Genomic DNA, 15,371 nt, shown 5'->3' on the forward strand with positions numbered 1-15,371 from the left:
CGGTAGAGCGAAGCCTCTGGCTGAGCCCGATGCGGCTCGGGTATCATGGGCTTCCAGCCCATGCCATTGGCAGTTCGGGTGGCGTGTGCGATCCGCCCAAGCCTGGCTTTCAGTCACACATTCAATCACATCCAACCATGATGGATTGAATGTTTGACCACTGATGCAGGCGGTATAAGCATAAAAACCAACACACGATTCACCACCCCACTCAAAACAACATTCCAAGGCAGCCACTCCTCCAAAATGCCCCATGATTTTATTTACGCCCCTGCTTCTTTTCTACGCAGCCCCTGTTTCCCAAATATCAAAAAGCAAGGCCCGGCCCCGCCTCAGCTCTCTTACCCTGTCACCGTTCGCAACTATCTGACAACCCATAATATCCGTAAAAAGTGACAAGACGCGACCTGGTCCCATTTTTGACCTTTATGAAAAGTTTCTCTTTTATTTATAAATTGTCAAAAACTCAAGCGATGCGTGTATGAATTTCGTCTTGCGTATTTGTTTATTAATTTGTGTGGCTTGCGCCGGATGCGTGTCGAAGAATGATAGTAAGTTGGCGCTTGGGCTTGCGTCTTGGGAGTCAACGCTTCCACCATATGACAGTGTTATGTCTCCCAAATCGGAAGGAGACCCTAGCGAATTGGTCAATGCTAAGACTGTTAGTTTGGAAGAGTTGACTCCTCTTATTGAAGCTTTGAACAAAATTGATAATGCTTATTCAGGATGCCGAGCGTATTCTGTTATTGAACTGTATAAAAATCAGTCCGAACCCGATCTTAAAACTGTTTATTCATATGATGGATCAAAACCGCCCAAGGAAGTATATAGTTTTTTTTTAATTAGGAATAAGAAGTTATCTGATTTTGCAAAGGCTCAACTGGAAGAATCCCTCATGAACCGGTATGGAAGCAAGCGGCTGCCAAGGCGTTCTCGTTCTGCCGTGGTGAAAATTTTTTTGCAACGAGGTTCTTGTTATGTTGATTATGAACGTGATATGTTGCGGTTTTCAGTCCTCACTGAGACTCAAAGCAATTATTTCTTCCAGAATAGTTTTCTAAGGAGAAAACAATATTATAATAAATTCCCGAGTAAGCATGAATATGTGATAGATATGTCAACAAATCGTTTGGTAGAATATAATATTTTATTCTCAAAACCCCTTAGTGTGGAAAAACTCAATGGTGATTTTTTAGACGTGTTTGCTTACAACAGTAAATTTGCTTATGCTGATAGTGATTTTCCTATATCTGCGGAAAATCAGGTTTACTTTAAGCACCCGTCTGAATTGGGTAAAGCTAAAGAACAAGATGGTGGGACTATAATAGTTACTCGAACGGATATGCGCAAAGTTAAGTGTTATGATGACCTCCTTAATGTCAAGATGGGGGAACTCGAAGTGCTGGGATTTGAGCCCAAATGAATTGGCTTGTTTATGATCGTTCCCAACGCCTTTTGTTGGGGACAAAAATGGGAGCCGAACGAAGATGACAGGCCGGTTTTTTTAAAGAAAGGGGGATTCTACAATCCGGGCGGGCGAAATGCCGGCATGATTAACGGGGATGCCGGCGCATCTGTTCATGGCGTTTGTGAGCGCGGGATGAAACCTGAGGCGGTGTCACTGCCCAGGGCACTCGACTATTGTAGCGTGGAAGCGGCGTCCCGCCGCTTTGCCTTTTTTCCGCTCGGCCAAACCCAAAGCGGCCTGGATGCCGCTTCCACCTTGCCGCCCGAACCGCCCCGGATCACCGGGACGGTTCGCCCTGCCGTGAAAGGCCCTAAAGCATAAGGACGTTGAAGCCAGTTCAGTATTCCTTGTCCGCATCGCGTGATGGCGTTGCGCGAGGTGCCCGGGAAATTTCTGGATGCGGATGCTCACGCAGAAAAAACGGCCATCGTGCGCGCAAAAATCAGGCTCGGGCAATATGAGTGTAATCTGGGTTATTTTTTTCCGCCGGTCGCGTCTTGAAACTCAATCATGTCTGCAAGCCGTGAAAAATAATCCACCGACCAAATATCCATGACCTTGGTGTCTTTTATAAACGGTCGGACATCGGCCTTAACCGTATCGATGTTTGTGGCGGCGATTTTTTCCTTCAACAGTCGTTTGAAGGATTGCTTCGTGAGTTCGCCTTTTTTGAGCGAGCCGAATTGATACGCGCGTTGGCGAAAGTGCTCGAAGTGCAGTTTTATCCCGTTGCGGACATACCACTCGAAATCATACCAATCCCGGCCCTTCACGCGGTTTTTCCATGTGCGAAACATGAGAGCGTGCATTTTGCCCGCATACAAGTCCGGCAGCGAATAGCAGCGTGTCATGAACGAAAATGGCAACAGGAGGAGTTTTTGCTCGGTCGAAAACCCCGGCGGCGGATGGATGTCCACTTCGAGTTTTATTTTGATGTCATGCTCTTTTTTGAAGCGAAGATCATACACGGCGGTGTCGTCTTTTAAAAAGGCCGACTCGACGTTGGTTCGCCTCGCCTTCTGCTTTTTGCTGATAATGATGTCGCGGCCCAGCGCCTTGAACTCGGCGGTTATCGCGTCGAAATAATGCTCCAGCGAAAACGCGACGTCCTCTTTCAGCAGCGAAAAATCCATGTCCTCGGAAAAGCGCTGCATGCCGTGGAAAATGCGCAGGCAGGTGCCGCCGTAAAACGCGGCCTTGTCGAAAAAACCGCCCCGATGCAGACCGGCCAAGGCGATTTGCTGCATTACTTCGTGAAGCGCGTTTGCGTAGTCATCGTTTGTTTTCACCTCGTAGCGGGAAAACATTTGGTCAAAGACGGAGGTCATTTTTTCAGCAGCTTGTAAAGGTGGGTGAGTTCGCTTTTCTTTTTTCCACACGCGGCGCATTGCCGGATGATTTTGGTGTCGAAGGCGGCGAGGGCGTCGAAATCAACGCGCATGTCCTCCTCGAGCCAGGCGCGCACGGCCTTCGGCGATTGCAGGCGAAGCCCCCGCGTGGCGACAATCATGTCGCACACCGCCTTTTCGGGCGAGGCGATGAGATAGGCGTATTGCTTTTCGATGATTTGCTGGCGGATGCCGATGGCGTGGTATTTGGCCAGGACGGTGACATACTCGAAATCACCGAGCGGCGTGGCAAATTTCCTTGCGCGCTTGGTGGTCATGGAGCGAACCGCGTGCACGCGCTCCGGTATCAATCCATAATGGGCCAGGGCGCTTTCGAGCGACACATAGGACGGTCCGTAGAGATTGTTTGCGATCAGTTCGCGGGAAAAAGTTTGCCCGTGGATTTCCCCGGAAACGAGGTATGTGCCTTTTTTCAACCGGACCAGCGCGCCCTCCTTTTCCAGTGACGCGATTTTTTTGTGGGGAGATTCGTAATCGGCAAAAACATCCGCCAGTTCGTTGAAGCCAACCGGAATTATTCCGAATTGGGCCAGGGGATTCGAATGTCGCCGGGACACCTTCATATAGCGAAAATTGATACGATAATGTAATAAAAAGTAATTATCTGTGCAAAAATCACTGTATTTTGCGTGTGGTCAATCGAAAACTCCAATCGTTGGGTCATTTTCACTGGAAGGATTTCAGCTGTTTTTTCCCAGAGAAAGCAGAATTCTACAATCCGGGCGGGCGAAATGCCGGCATGATGAATGGGGATGCCGGCGTATCTGTTCATGGCGTTTGTGAGCACGGGATGAAACCTGAGGCGGTGTCACCGCCCTGGGGCACTCGACTACCGTAACGTGGAAGCGGCATCCCGCCGCTTCCACCTTGCCGCCCGAACCGCCCCGACTCACCGGGACGGTTCGCCCTGCCGTGAAAGGCCCGAAAGCATAAGGATGTTGAAGCCAGTTCAGTATTCCTTGTCCGCGTAGTCGCCGTATTTTTCCATGACGAAGTCGATGTCCTTGTCGCCGCGTCCGCTCAGGTTCACGAGGATGTCCTCTTGCGGGCGCTCCTTGGCGAGCTTCACCGCGTAGGCGACGGCGTGCGCGCTTTCGAGCGCGGGGATGATGCCTTCGAGTCGTGAGAGTTGGAAAAACGCGTGGATGGCCTCCGCGTCCGTGGCGGTCACGGTCTTGGTGCGTCCGATGGATTTCAAGTAGGCGTGCTCGGGGCCGCTCGACGGATAATCGAGTCCGCTGGCGACAGAATACACGGGCGCGGGCTCGCCTTTTTCGTCGGTGAGCATGATCGAGTTGAAGCCGTGCATGATGCCCTCCTTGCCGTAGGTGAGCGAGGCGGCGTGGTCGCCGAGTTTTGCGCCGCGTCCGAGCGGCTCGACACCGTGGAGATCGACAGGGTCGTCGAGGAAGCCGGAGAAAATGCCCATCGCGTTTGAGCCTCCGCCGATACAGGCGACGACGTTGTTGGGCAGTTCGCCGGTCATCTCGATGAACTGCTCGCGCGCCTCGATGCCGACGACGCGCTGAAACTCGCGCACCATGAGAGGGAAGGGGTGCGGCCCCATGACCGAGCCGATGCAATAGATGCTGTTGACGGGGTCCTTCAGGTAGGCGTCGAACGCGGAGTCGACGGCCTCCTTGAGCGTGCGGTTGCCGAAGGTGACGGGCACGACCTTGGCGCCGAGGATTTTCATGCGCACGACGTTCGGGTGCTCCTTGGCGATGTCGACTTCGCCCATGTGGATTTCAACGGGGATTCCGAAATACGCGCCCGCCGTGGCGAGGGCGACGCCGTGCTGGCCCGCGCCGGTTTCGGCGATGAGCTTTTTCTTGCCGAGGTATTTGGCGAGAAGCGCCTCGCCCATGCAGTGGTTGAGCTTGTGCGCGCCGGAGTGGTTGAGGTCTTCGCGCTTGAGGTAGATGCGCCCGCCGCCGACCTTGTCGCTGAGGTTTTTGCAATAATAGACCGGCGTGGGGCGGCCCTGGAAGTGCTTGCGGATGCTTCGCAGCTCGCGGATGAAATCGTGGCTTCGGCAGATGTGCTGGTAGCCGCGATAGATTTCGTCCATCTGCTTTTGGAGCTCGGGCGGGACGAACGAGCCGCCGAACTTGCCGAAGAAGCCGCGCTCGTCGGGCACCTGCAGGTGCATCGGGAGCTGCGGACGTGTGTATTGCGTGGGTGTCTGTGTGTTCATGTGTGTGTTTGTTTTCTGTTGTTTGGTTTTGTTGAAACTGAAGCGCCGCGATTAGCCGGATGGGAAAAATAAAAAACCTGCCGGATAATGACGGCAGGCTTCATGTTTAAATGGAATCGGTGCGTTGATATTACAGTGCGTGAGCGTGCGTCATTGTCTCGTTGAGGAGCAACGCCAGCGCCAGGTGTTGTTGATGTTTTTGTTCAAACGCATGTCTGAAAATTGAAGTGGCCCGCAAAATGCGCGGTGAGGGTTTGCGGAGTCAAGGGAAAATATTTTTGGGCAAAGGGCGCTTGTGACGCTCCGTCAACGGCGCGATTTTTTTCCCCGGAACACTCCGCGCGCGTTCCAGAGGATCAGGAGCGCGTTGGCCGCGGCCATCGGCCACGCGCGCGGGGTCGCGCCCGAAATTATCGCGCCCGCAATCATCCACGCATGGATGCCGAGCGCGATTGCCGAGACGCAATAATCCGCCCGTCGCGCCGCCTGTTCGCGCCATTGAATATATGCCACGGCGCACCAGACGGCGAGCGCCGCGACCGCGCCGGCCCGGCAAAATTGCGAGGCGCGCGCGATTTTTTCCTGATGCTCCAGCAGGAGCGTCAGCAGCCAGAACAGCAGTTGGTTGAAGTAAAGAAAGCCGGTCACGAGCGCCGATATCAGGTGCGCGTTCACGGGGAACTGGCCTTTCTCATCGACCGGCACACGAGCGAGCAGGGCGCAGCCGGCGCAGCAAAAATGGGTCGCCGGGGGAGTCTCGTTCGCCGCGCTCGCGACTGTCTTGAACGGGGTGCCGCAGCGGCTGCATGTTACGTTTTGCATGATTGGGTTGTTCTTTGTTGGAAAGGAGAGGGGCGTTGTTTTTTGAATTTTTTCAGGGTTCAAAGTGCCGGATTATCAATTCCTGCAGGGTGGCCAAAAACATGTAGGCCATGAGGGCGCGGCGCGCGGCGGGTTGCAGCGCGTCGAAATCGCCGATGCCTTGCTCCAATGTTTCGTCGGGGATGTCCGCAAGCTGGCGCAGGCGCATTTGCAGGCGCAGCGCGGTGCAGGCGCGGATTATTTGCATGCTTTCGGCGGCGTTGATCGTGACGACGCCTGTTTCGAAAAAATTGCCGTCGAATAGCGCGAGCAGGACGCCGACACCTTCGTTTTGCGTGGAGAGGAGCGAGTCCCGCCACATTTCGTCCATTTCGGCGTCGTCGCCGTTTGCGGGCGGATGCAGTTGCACGGCGAGTTGCGTCTTGAGCTCGTCCGCGGTGGCCTTGAGCAAGTCCAGCAGCGGCGCGACGATTTTCAGGCTGAGCGTGATCTCGATGCGGCTCATTTGTCGTCGGCCTCCAGGATCGCCCGCAGGTGCCATTCGTGAAGCGTGTAGGCGTAGGCCTCGGCTTTTTCCCGCAGGCCGCACCACACGACGGAACGGCCTTGTTCGTGCACCTCGAGCATGTGCTTTTGCGCCGTCTGGTCGTCGAAGCCGAGGACCTTTTTGAAAACGAGCACCACGTATGACATTAGATTTACGGGGTCGTTGAGCACCACCACGCGCCAGCCGCCGTCCTTTGCGAGCACGACGTGGGTGTCTGTTTTCGGGACTGTGAGCGTTTGGGCCGCCATGTTTGCATTTCATGCAAACCTGCGCATTATGACAGCGCAACATCGCACTTGTCAGCCGCGCGCAAATAAAGCGGAAATGAGTGCCGCGCCACACGCACAACCATCTCCTTAAACCATGACCTCCACCCAACGCACAACCCATCGCTGGAAGTTTGCCCGCATCGGCGGACTCGACCAAGTCATTCTCGAAACAGCCGATGATCTGCTCAACCTCGACCAACTCGACCAGAAGCTCTGGGTCGCCCTGAGCTGTCCGGTGAAAAGCCTCGAATACGACGAGGACACCCTGCAACTGCTCGACACCGACAACGACGGGCGCATCCGCGTCGCCGAAATCACTGGCGCGATCAAATGGCTTTCCACGCGCCTCGCCGACGTGAGCGTCATCCTCAACCCGCAGCCGCAGCTGCCCCCCGGGGCGATCAACGCCGGCACGCCCGAGGGCGCGCTGCTGCTCTCCACTGCGAATCTCCTCATCAGCGAGGGCAAAGCCGGGCTCAGCGTCGCGGGCATCGCTGAAACGCGAAAGCAATTTCTCGACGGCCGTTTTAACGGCGACGGCGTCATTTCTGCCGACACCACCGACACGCCCGAGCTCAAGCAGCTCGTCGAAAACATCATCGCCACTCAAGGCGCCGCGCAGGATCTGAGCGGCAAGCCCGGCGTGACGCAGGAAAAAATCGACGCGTTTTACGATGCGGTCGCCGCGCACATCGCGCGCAATGCCGAGGCCGCGGCGACGCAGGTTTTTGTTTTCGGCAAAACCACGCCCGCGGCCCACGCCGCGTTCAAGGCCGTGCGCGAGAAAATCGACGACTACTTCGAGCGCTGCCGCCTGGCCTCGTTTGATCCGCGCACGCTCGCCGCGCTCAACCGCCCCGAGTCCGATTACGCAGCGATCATCGCGCGCGACCTCAAGCCGGGCGATTCCGACCTGGCCGGGTTTCCCCTCGCAAAAATCACGCCCGACAAGCCGCTGGCGCTTGCCGCCGGCATCAATCCCGCGTGGACGACCGCCGTCGGGGCATTTCTCTCCGACACGATGCCGGTCGCGTTCAACGCGGGCAAAACCGACATCACCGCCGCCGAGTGGGAGTCGCTGAAAACGAAGTTCGGCCCCTACGAAAACTGGCTCGCGGCAAACGCCGGCTCGCCGATCACCGCGCTCGGCGATGCGCGCATCGAGGAAATCCACGCGACCGCCGCCGCCGACCGCGACGCGCTCGGCAAACTCGTCGCGCAAGACAAGGCGCTCGAATCCGAATCGCTCGCGCTCAGCGACATCAACCGGCTCGTGCGCTACTACAGCCAGCTCGGCGTGCTGTTGCGCAACTTCGTGAACTTCGCCGATTTTTATTCGCTGAAACACTCGGCGATCTTTCAGGCGGGCGTGCTATACCTCGACAGCCGCAGTTGCGAGCTGTGCATCCGCGTCGATGATCCCGCGGCGCATTCCGTGCTCGCCGCGCTCAGCCGCGCGTGCATCGCCTACTGCGAACTCAAGCGCGCGGGCGAGGCGCCGGTGAAAATCGCGGCCTGTTTCACCCAGGGCGACTCCGACTTTCTGATGGTGGGGCGCAACGGCGTCTTCTACGACATGAAGGGGCGCGACTGGGATGCGACGATCACCAAGCTCGTCTCGAACCCGATCAGCGTGCGCGAGGCGTTTTGGTCGCCCTATAAAAAACTCATCCGCACAATCGAGGAGCATCTCGCCAAGCGCGGCGCCGCGGCCGAGGCCGCCACCGGCGCCAAGCTCGACAAGGTTGCGGAAAACACCGCCAATGCCGACAAGCTCGCCGCCACGTCCGCAACCGCGACACCCGAGGCGCCGAAAAAAATCGACGTCGGCACCGTGGCCGCGATTGGCGTGGCCGCGGGCGCGCTCACCGGCGCGATTGCCGCGATCGCAACCGGAATCGCCCGCCTCGCGCCCTGGCAAATCCTCCTCATTCCGGTGGCGTTGTTGCTGATCATTTCCGGTCCGTCGATGTTCATTGCCTGGTTGAAACTCCGCCAGCGCACACTCGGCCCGATTCTTGACGCGGCGGGATGGGCGGTCAACGGACGCGTAAAAATCAATGTCCCGCTCGGCACCTCGCTCACGGACATCGCCACGCTCCCCGACGGCTCGCAGCGCACGCTTCGCGATCCCTACGAGGACAAGGCGGCCAAGCGCCGCAAGCGTCGCATCGTGCTGGTCCTGGTTCTCGCCGCGCTCGCGGCCTTCGGCGCATGGGCGTGGATCGATCACATCGAGACGAACACATGGATTTGGGACCGGTTGTTGTCGTCGAAATAATCAAACGCGAAGGACGGCGCGGATTTTTTCCCGCGCCGTTTTCAATTTCCAAGTGAAGACCCCAGACCTGCTCAATATACGTTTATACAATCAATTGCTCTCCGGCCATGAGCTGAAGCAACCGCGTGAGGTCGTGTCCCGGATGGGCGCGATGCAGTCGCAATCGCTGGATTTGGCGAAGTGGGCAATCGGAACGCGTCTCGAATCAAAGACGGTTGCGGATGTCGAGAAGGCCTTGAACACGGGGAAAATCATTCGCACGCACATTCTGCGCCCGACGTGGCATTTTGTGGAGGCGGATGACATTCATTGGATGCGCGAACTTTCCAACCCGCAAATAAAGCCGATTTATCTCTCCTATTGCCGGATGTGCGGCGCGGACGAGGCGGTCATAGCGCGCGCCGTTCCCATCGTGGAGAAATCCCTGTCCAATGGCGGGCATTTGGAGAAGCAGGAAATCGGGGAGGCCCTGAAGGCGCGAAGAATAAAGACGGATGCCACCTTGCTGAATCTTATTATACAACGCGCCGAGATGGAGGGGATTCTTTGCAACGGGAAAATACAGGGGAATAAACAAACCTATACTTTGCTAAACGAATGGGTTCCCCGGAAACGAAACCAAACAATAAGCCGGGAGGCTGCGTTGGAACGCCTGGCTCGAAGGTATTTCACGAGCCACGGACCGGCGACGCTTCTTGATTTTGAGTGGTGGTCGGGCTTGTCGCGCACCGATAGCAGGCGCGCTGTCGAGATGATCAAAAACGATTTTGCATGTGAAAAGGCAAACGGGCGCGAGTTCTGGATGCGAAATGATATTAAGACTCCGCCGAAAGGAAGCGCGTCGGCATTGCTGCTTCCGCCGTTCGACGAATTTGTGGTGAGTTACAAGGACCGTTCCGAGATGATTCACGATGCGCATTATGGAAAGGTGATGACCAGGAACGGTCTCTTTTCCCCGACTGTGATGCTCAATGGCGAAATTGTCGGCTCATGGAAAAAGACGAGCAGGAAAGGCGCTGTTCAAATAGAGCTCTCCTTTTTCGAGAAAACGTCCAAGCGAAAACAAGAGCTTTTCGAGCCGGAGATGAGACGATTGGAGAAGTTTTATTCGGACAGGGATGAATAGCCATGCTTGGCAGCGAAGCGCGCGAACGGTTTGTTGATTATTAAAACCAGTGACACTGGTTCTCCACGATGAACGATGTGTCGATATGAAATATATACATATTATAATAATCGACTATTCATTCTGTATATTCTGTTAATTCTGTCATGATCCTTAAGACAGAATTAATTGGATGCGCAGGATGCGGACGGGAGTGGAGGCACAGACAGGAATGTCTGTGCTACCTTGATTGGTTTTTTTTCGATTTGATTGGTAACGTTGGGGCAGGGCGCCGGAATTGCAAAATATCAATTCTCCGCCACACTCTTCCGCCTTCCCGGCGAGCGATTAATAAATTGTAAATTATTGCGAAAAATATAATTGTGAAAACCCGTTTGCGATGCTGGGATTTCGGGTGTTCATTTGGTTTCTTCCGCAATCATAACCCTGAAAAATTCAAAAACGCCCACACTATGAATGCTTATGTCGCTGAACTCGTCGGAACCGCCATCCTAGTCCTTCTTGGTAATGGCATCGTCGCAAACGTGAATCTCACCAAGTCCAAGGGCAACGGCGGGGGCTGGATCTGCGTGGCCGCGGGCTGGGCCTGCGCCGTGGCCATCGCCGTCTATGCCACGGGGCGCTTTTCCGGGGCGCATCTCAATCCGGCCGTCACACTCGCGCTCGCCAGCATCGGGAGCTTCGGCTGGGGGCAGGTGGCCGGATACATCGGCGCTCAAATGGCAGGCGGCATCATCGGCGCGGTTCTCGTTTACCTGACCTATTTTGCCCATTGGGGCGTGACAAACGACGCCGCCACCAAGCTCGCCTGCTTCTCCACCGCTCCCGCCGTGCGCCGGATGGGGGCCGCCTTCGTCACGGAGGTGATCGGGACCGCGGTTCTTTTGTTCGGCATCCTGGCCTTTGGAAAAGTGGCATTGGGCGCGCCCAGCGGACAGGAGGCGTGGGCCGCGGTTGTGGGCACTTGGTTTGGGCCTGCGTTGGTCGGCCTGCTTATTTTCTCCATCGGCCTTTCGCTCGGCGGTCCGTCGGGGTATGCCATCAATCCCGCGCGTGACTTGGGCCCGCGCATCGCCCACGCCGTGCTTCCCATTCCCGGAAAAGGCTCCTCCGACTGGCAGTATTCCTGGGTGCCCGTCGTGGCCCCGATTGTCGGCGGCATCATCGGCGCGCAACTCTTCGTTTTGCTCGGGTTTTAGGGCTAAAAATTTAACCACGGAGAACACTGAGATACACGGAGGGAAAACAAGAATGCCAGAGAGGCAGAGGCCGGAAATTCAGGTCAAGCCCCAGACGTTCAGACGCTCCTCCTCCGTGCCGCTCCGTGTCCTCCGTGGTTAAAAATCAGGACACAGTATTTCAGGATAACTTCTTAATCCACTCCACTCATCGTTAAAAAATCCATCGTCATTCAACATCATGAGCTCCCAAAAATATATTCTGGCCCTCGACCAGGGCACCACCAGTTCACGCGCCATCGTTTTTGACCATTCGGGGCGAATCGTTTCTGTCGCGCAAAAGGAATACCGGCAGCATTATCCGAAATCCGGCTGGGTTGAGCACGATCCGTTCGATATTTGGGCGAGCCAAAGCTCCACGGCGGCGGAGGCCGTTTCCAAGGCAGATCTTTCAACCGACGCCATCGCCGCGGTCGGCATCACCAACCAGCGCGAGACCACGGTCGTCTGGGATAAGGAGACGGGCAAGCCGGTTTACAACGCCATCGTCTGGCAGGATCGCCGCACGGCCGATTATTGCGCCGAACTTCAAAAGCAGGGCATCGAGTCCATGATCCGGGAAAAAACCGGACTGCGCATCGACCCGTATTTTTCCGGCACCAAAATCCGCTGGATACTCGAAAACGTGGACGGCGCGCGCGCCCTCGCCGACAAGGGCCGCCTGCTTTTCGGCACCGTGGACACATGGCTGATCTGGCAGCTCACGGAGCGCAAGGTGCACGTCACCGATGCCACAAACGCCTCGCGCACCCTCCTGCTCAACATCCACACCGGCGATTGGGACGACGACCTGCTCAAGCTCCTCGGCATTCCCCGCTCCATGCTCCCCGAGGTCAAGTCCAGCTCCGAGGTGTATGGAAAAGTCGCCGCCGGGATTTATCCCGGCGGAGTTCCGATTGCGGGCATCGCCGGCGACCAGCAGGCCGCGCTTTTTGGCCAGGCATGTTTCGAGCCGGGCATGGTCAAGAACACCTACGGCACGGGCTGCTTTACCCTGATGAACACGGGGACGGAGGCCGTCACCTCGAAAAACAACCTTCTCACCACGATTGCCTGGCGCATCGGCAACCGCACCGAATACGCGCTCGAGGGCTCGGTCTTTATCGGCGGCGCGGTCGTGCAATGGCTGCGCGACGAGCTCCGCATCGTTTCCACCGCGCAGGAAGTTGACCGGCTCGCCGCCACCGTGCCCGATGCCGGCGGCCTCTACATCGTGCCCGCCTTCACCGGACTTGGCGCCCCGCACTGGGATCCCTATGCCCGGGGCATCGCCGTCGGCATCACGCGCGGCACCAATCGCGCCCACTTCTGCCGCGCGGCCCTCGACGCCATCGCCTTCCAAACCGCCGACCTCATCTCGTGCATGGAAAAAGACAGCGGACTGACGCTCTCCGAGTTGCGCGTGGACGGCGGAGCCAGTCACAGCCAGCCCCTGCTCCAGTTCCAATCCGACCTGCTGGGCAGGCCCGTGATCCGCCCGAAATGCGTCGAAACCACCGCCATGGGCGCCGCCTACCTGGCCGGCCTCGCCGTCGGCTACTGGACCAGCCGCGACGACATCACGAAAAACTGGCAGGTTGACCAGAAGTTCAAGCCAGACACCGCGCGCAAGGACATCGACACCCTGCGCACCGGCTGGAACCGCGCGCTGGAACGCTCCAAGGGGTGGGAGTTGAGTAATTAGGGCGTGGGTGACTGGGTTTGCTGTGGCCTCAGAATGTCAAAAAAGGCTGAGGTGTTTTCGGGTTTCCTTCATCGCGCATAGCAATGTTCGTGTGTTCATACCCCTCATACAGAATTCCGCCTCATACAGAATTAGCTTTTGACTGTAATAAAAAAATCATCTACTCAGACACTATGGAAAAAATATCGGAATTTTTAACTCCGTTAAGGGTAAAAATAGATCAACTACTCCTTGATCCTAATAACCCCCGCTTTGCAGAACTAGGCGAAAATATTGATCAAGTTCCTGAGAACCGTTTCGCTGAAGAAAGAGTTCAGAAAGCGGCTTTCGAAAAAATGAAAGTGCCAAAGTTTAACGTAGCTGAGCTTCGTGATACTATCAAAGAATTAGGGTTTCTTCCTATGGACCGTATTGTAGTTAGGGAGTGGAGAGAGAAAACAACGCCTCAAAAATATATAGTTATTGAGGGTAATCGCAGGTTAACAGCCCTTACGTGGCTGCTTGAACTTCATGACGCAGGAAAGGAAACATTCAGTAAAAATCAATTAGAGAGTTTGGGAAATTTTGAAGTTTTATTACTTGATAGCCAGCGTGCCCCAAAAACTGCACGATGGATACTACCTGGATTGCGTCATGTTTCCGGAATTAAGGAATGGGGACCTTATCAAAAAGCTCGAATGGTTTTTGAACTCCGCAATACGGGCAAAACACCTCAAGAGGTAGCTCAAAGTTTGGGACTATCGACAAGAGAATCCAATCAACTTTGGCGCGCATTTCTTGCTCTTGAACAAATGGGGAATGATGAGGAATACCAAGAATATGCCGAACCAAAGCTTTACAGTTACTTTGAAGAAGTTTTTAAACGTCCAAATGTAAGGGAATGGTTAGGATGGTCAGATGAACAACAAAAATTCACAAAAGAAAAAGAAATCAGAGAATTCTACGGTTGGATGAAAGGAGAAATTGGTGAAAATAATGAGCTTAGCGATCCAAAACTACCAGAAGCAAAATCTGTTCGTGATTTTTCAAAAATTATTGAGGATTCAAAAGCGCTCGCCATATTCCGTTCAAATGAAGGCACCTTAACACATGCTTTGGCCAGATTAGAGGCTGACAATCCTATTGATTACATATCAATCGTAACAACCTGCGAGTCTACACTACGTTCACTGCCGCCTGACATCTTGCGCAAGATGAATGAATCTGAATTGAATAATTTGGAGCTACTGCGTTCAAGAATCGACCAAATCTTAATAGATCGAACACATTTACTTGGAGGTAACAGTGGGGAAGTTAAATCCTGACATTGTTGCTCAATGGGTTGAGCAAGATTGCCAACAAACAGACTATCTACCAGTCCGTGATGTTCTGGCTATATCATTACGCAATCGAATCCCTAATTTATCTGAAGAACAAGCATCAGAGTATTCAGAAGAGCTCACTCAAGAAGTATGCAAATCACTAGAGTCTCGCATATATCAATATGCGCAAGATGGCATTATTGCGCCTTTTAAAATAGACTCTGATGAAGGAGCTAATTATATTAAATCCTCGTCAACTGTTGAGTCGGATTTACTGTTGGAATTACGAAAACGATCATCTGAAATATTCGAATTATTCTGCAAAGTGATTCTTTCAAAACTTTATGCGGAGGCATTTGTAGTAGGTGGATCACACGATGGAGGGGTGGATTTTTACGCAATAGGTTTACCGTGGGATAATTTGACAAATCCCATGCCTCCGTCCTCTAAAGCTTTGGTTATTGGACAATCAAAACGATACAAAAAAAACAATACTGTTGGTGAATGTGAAATCCGAGAATTTATTGGAGGGGCTATAAATCAGGCTGATGAACTTCGTCGAAAGCATCCTGATCGCGTTGGCTTACTAACGCCTCTCTTACTTGCATTTTGGACAACAGGCGATTTTTCTGTAAGCGCTAAAAAATATGCTCGAAAATTAGGCCTATGGTATTTGAACGGAATCGGATTAGCTCAATTAGCCACTCGCCTTGGATTGCAAGTAGCAGATTTAGATAATTTATATAATCAGCAAAATACCTCAGGCCTTGCTTTTTGACATTGGCGATACCGTCTGCGCGAAGGGATGCATCGCAGGCTTTCGCGGCCATATTCAGACATGGGCGAGTCGCCCATGCCACTCAATCCATCCCGATTCCACGGGCGAGACGCCCCAGAAAGACAACAGGGGGACGAATGCAACGCGGCAGCGCCCGGGAGCGCGGGCGTCCGCCCGCAGGGTTGGAGGGTTGTGCGGCGCACGCACCGTCTTGCGGGCAGGATGCCCGCGTTCCCGGGATGCAAGCGGCG

The 15,371-nt window shown here is 54.7% G+C and carries 15 protein-coding genes; 8 read left to right on the forward strand and 7 right to left on the reverse strand.

All coding sequences use genetic code 11. The annotated features are described in order from the left end of the window. Positions 1 to 610 precede the first annotated feature (610 nt). Positions 611 to 1,423 carry a hypothetical protein gene (locus CKA38_RS15390; RefSeq protein WP_152032766.1) on the forward strand — a complete coding sequence of 271 codons (813 nt, stop codon included), beginning with the start codon at positions 611 to 613 and terminating at the stop codon, positions 1,421 to 1,423. A gap of 12 nt (positions 1,424 to 1,435) precedes the next feature. After that, entirely contained in the window at positions 1,436 to 1,789 is a 354-nt protein-coding gene (locus tag CKA38_RS09290; RefSeq protein ID WP_108825223.1) for a hypothetical protein, read from the forward strand. A 152-nt stretch (positions 1,790 to 1,941) separates the two neighbouring features. On the opposite strand, the gene CKA38_RS09295 is transcribed toward CKA38_RS09290, so the two are convergent. From CKA38_RS09295 to CKA38_RS09325, 7 genes are all read right to left on the reverse strand, one after another. Further along, the gene (locus CKA38_RS09295; RefSeq protein ID WP_108825224.1) at positions 1,942 to 2,796 is read right to left on the reverse strand and encodes a nucleotidyl transferase AbiEii/AbiGii toxin family protein; all 855 of its coding nucleotides are present in this window, start codon (positions 2,794 to 2,796) and stop codon (positions 1,942 to 1,944) included. Further along, positions 2,793 to 3,440, reverse strand: coding sequence for a type IV toxin-antitoxin system AbiEi family antitoxin domain-containing protein (locus tag CKA38_RS09300; protein ID WP_108825225.1), 648 nt, complete (start codon positions 3,438 to 3,440; stop codon positions 2,793 to 2,795). The genes CKA38_RS09295 and CKA38_RS09300 overlap by 4 nt, the downstream gene beginning before the upstream one ends. Further along, the gene (locus tag CKA38_RS16390; protein ID WP_108825226.1) at positions 3,437 to 3,664 is read right to left on the reverse strand and encodes a hypothetical protein; all 228 of its coding nucleotides are present in this window, start codon (positions 3,662 to 3,664) and stop codon (positions 3,437 to 3,439) included. The genes CKA38_RS09300 and CKA38_RS16390 overlap by 4 nt, the downstream gene beginning before the upstream one ends. A gap of 162 nt (positions 3,665 to 3,826) precedes the next feature. After that, on the reverse strand, positions 3,827 to 5,074 hold the full coding sequence (gene trpB / locus CKA38_RS09310) for a tryptophan synthase subunit beta (RefSeq protein ID WP_108825227.1): 1,248 nt from the start codon (positions 5,072 to 5,074) through the stop codon (positions 3,827 to 3,829). Positions 5,075 to 5,380: 306 nt separating this feature from the next. Further along, positions 5,381 to 5,896, reverse strand: coding sequence for a hypothetical protein (locus tag CKA38_RS09315; protein WP_152032767.1), 516 nt, complete (start codon positions 5,894 to 5,896; stop codon positions 5,381 to 5,383). A 52-nt stretch (positions 5,897 to 5,948) separates the two neighbouring features. Further along, entirely contained in the window at positions 5,949 to 6,401 is a 453-nt protein-coding gene (locus CKA38_RS09320; RefSeq protein ID WP_108825229.1) for a DUF2017 family protein, read from the reverse strand. Beyond that, the gene (locus tag CKA38_RS09325) at positions 6,398 to 6,691 is read right to left on the reverse strand and encodes an ATP-dependent Clp protease adaptor ClpS (RefSeq protein WP_108825230.1); all 294 of its coding nucleotides are present in this window, start codon (positions 6,689 to 6,691) and stop codon (positions 6,398 to 6,400) included. The genes CKA38_RS09320 and CKA38_RS09325 overlap by 4 nt, the downstream gene beginning before the upstream one ends. A gap of 115 nt (positions 6,692 to 6,806) precedes the next feature. Here CKA38_RS09325 and CKA38_RS15735 point away from each other — a divergent pair, with 115 nt between their 5' ends. The 6 genes from CKA38_RS15735 to CKA38_RS09345 all read left to right on the forward strand — a co-directional run bounded on the left by CKA38_RS15735 (position 6,807) and on the right by CKA38_RS09345 (position 15,120). Beyond that, positions 6,807 to 8,993, forward strand: a complete 2,187-nt coding sequence (locus CKA38_RS15735) for a hypothetical protein (RefSeq protein ID WP_161554825.1) — start codon at positions 6,807 to 6,809, stop codon at positions 8,991 to 8,993. A gap of 142 nt (positions 8,994 to 9,135) precedes the next feature. Beyond that, entirely contained in the window at positions 9,136 to 10,119 is a 984-nt protein-coding gene (locus CKA38_RS09330; RefSeq protein WP_257791583.1) for a winged helix DNA-binding domain-containing protein, read from the forward strand. Positions 10,120 to 10,571: 452 nt separating this feature from the next. Continuing rightward, the gene (locus CKA38_RS09335) at positions 10,572 to 11,318 is read left to right on the forward strand and encodes an MIP/aquaporin family protein (protein ID WP_108825232.1); all 747 of its coding nucleotides are present in this window, start codon (positions 10,572 to 10,574) and stop codon (positions 11,316 to 11,318) included. Positions 11,319 to 11,538: 220 nt separating this feature from the next. After that, complete coding sequence (glpK, locus tag CKA38_RS09340) at positions 11,539 to 13,041, forward strand: glycerol kinase GlpK (protein WP_108825233.1); 1,503 nt, start codon at positions 11,539 to 11,541, stop codon at positions 13,039 to 13,041. 173 nt (positions 13,042 to 13,214) lie between these two features. Further along, positions 13,215 to 14,345, forward strand: a complete 1,131-nt coding sequence (locus CKA38_RS15395) for a ParB N-terminal domain-containing protein (RefSeq protein ID WP_152032768.1) — start codon at positions 13,215 to 13,217, stop codon at positions 14,343 to 14,345. Next, positions 14,314 to 15,120 (forward strand): restriction endonuclease, encoded by an 807-nt coding sequence (locus tag CKA38_RS09345; protein WP_161554827.1) that lies wholly within the window; start codon positions 14,314 to 14,316, stop codon positions 15,118 to 15,120. The genes CKA38_RS15395 and CKA38_RS09345 overlap by 32 nt, the downstream gene beginning before the upstream one ends. Positions 15,121 to 15,371 lie beyond the last annotated feature (251 nt).

It is taken from the genome of Ereboglobus luteus, assembly GCF_003096195.1.
GTDB classification, from domain to species: domain Bacteria; phylum Verrucomicrobiota; class Verrucomicrobiia; order Opitutales; family Opitutaceae; genus Ereboglobus; species Ereboglobus luteus.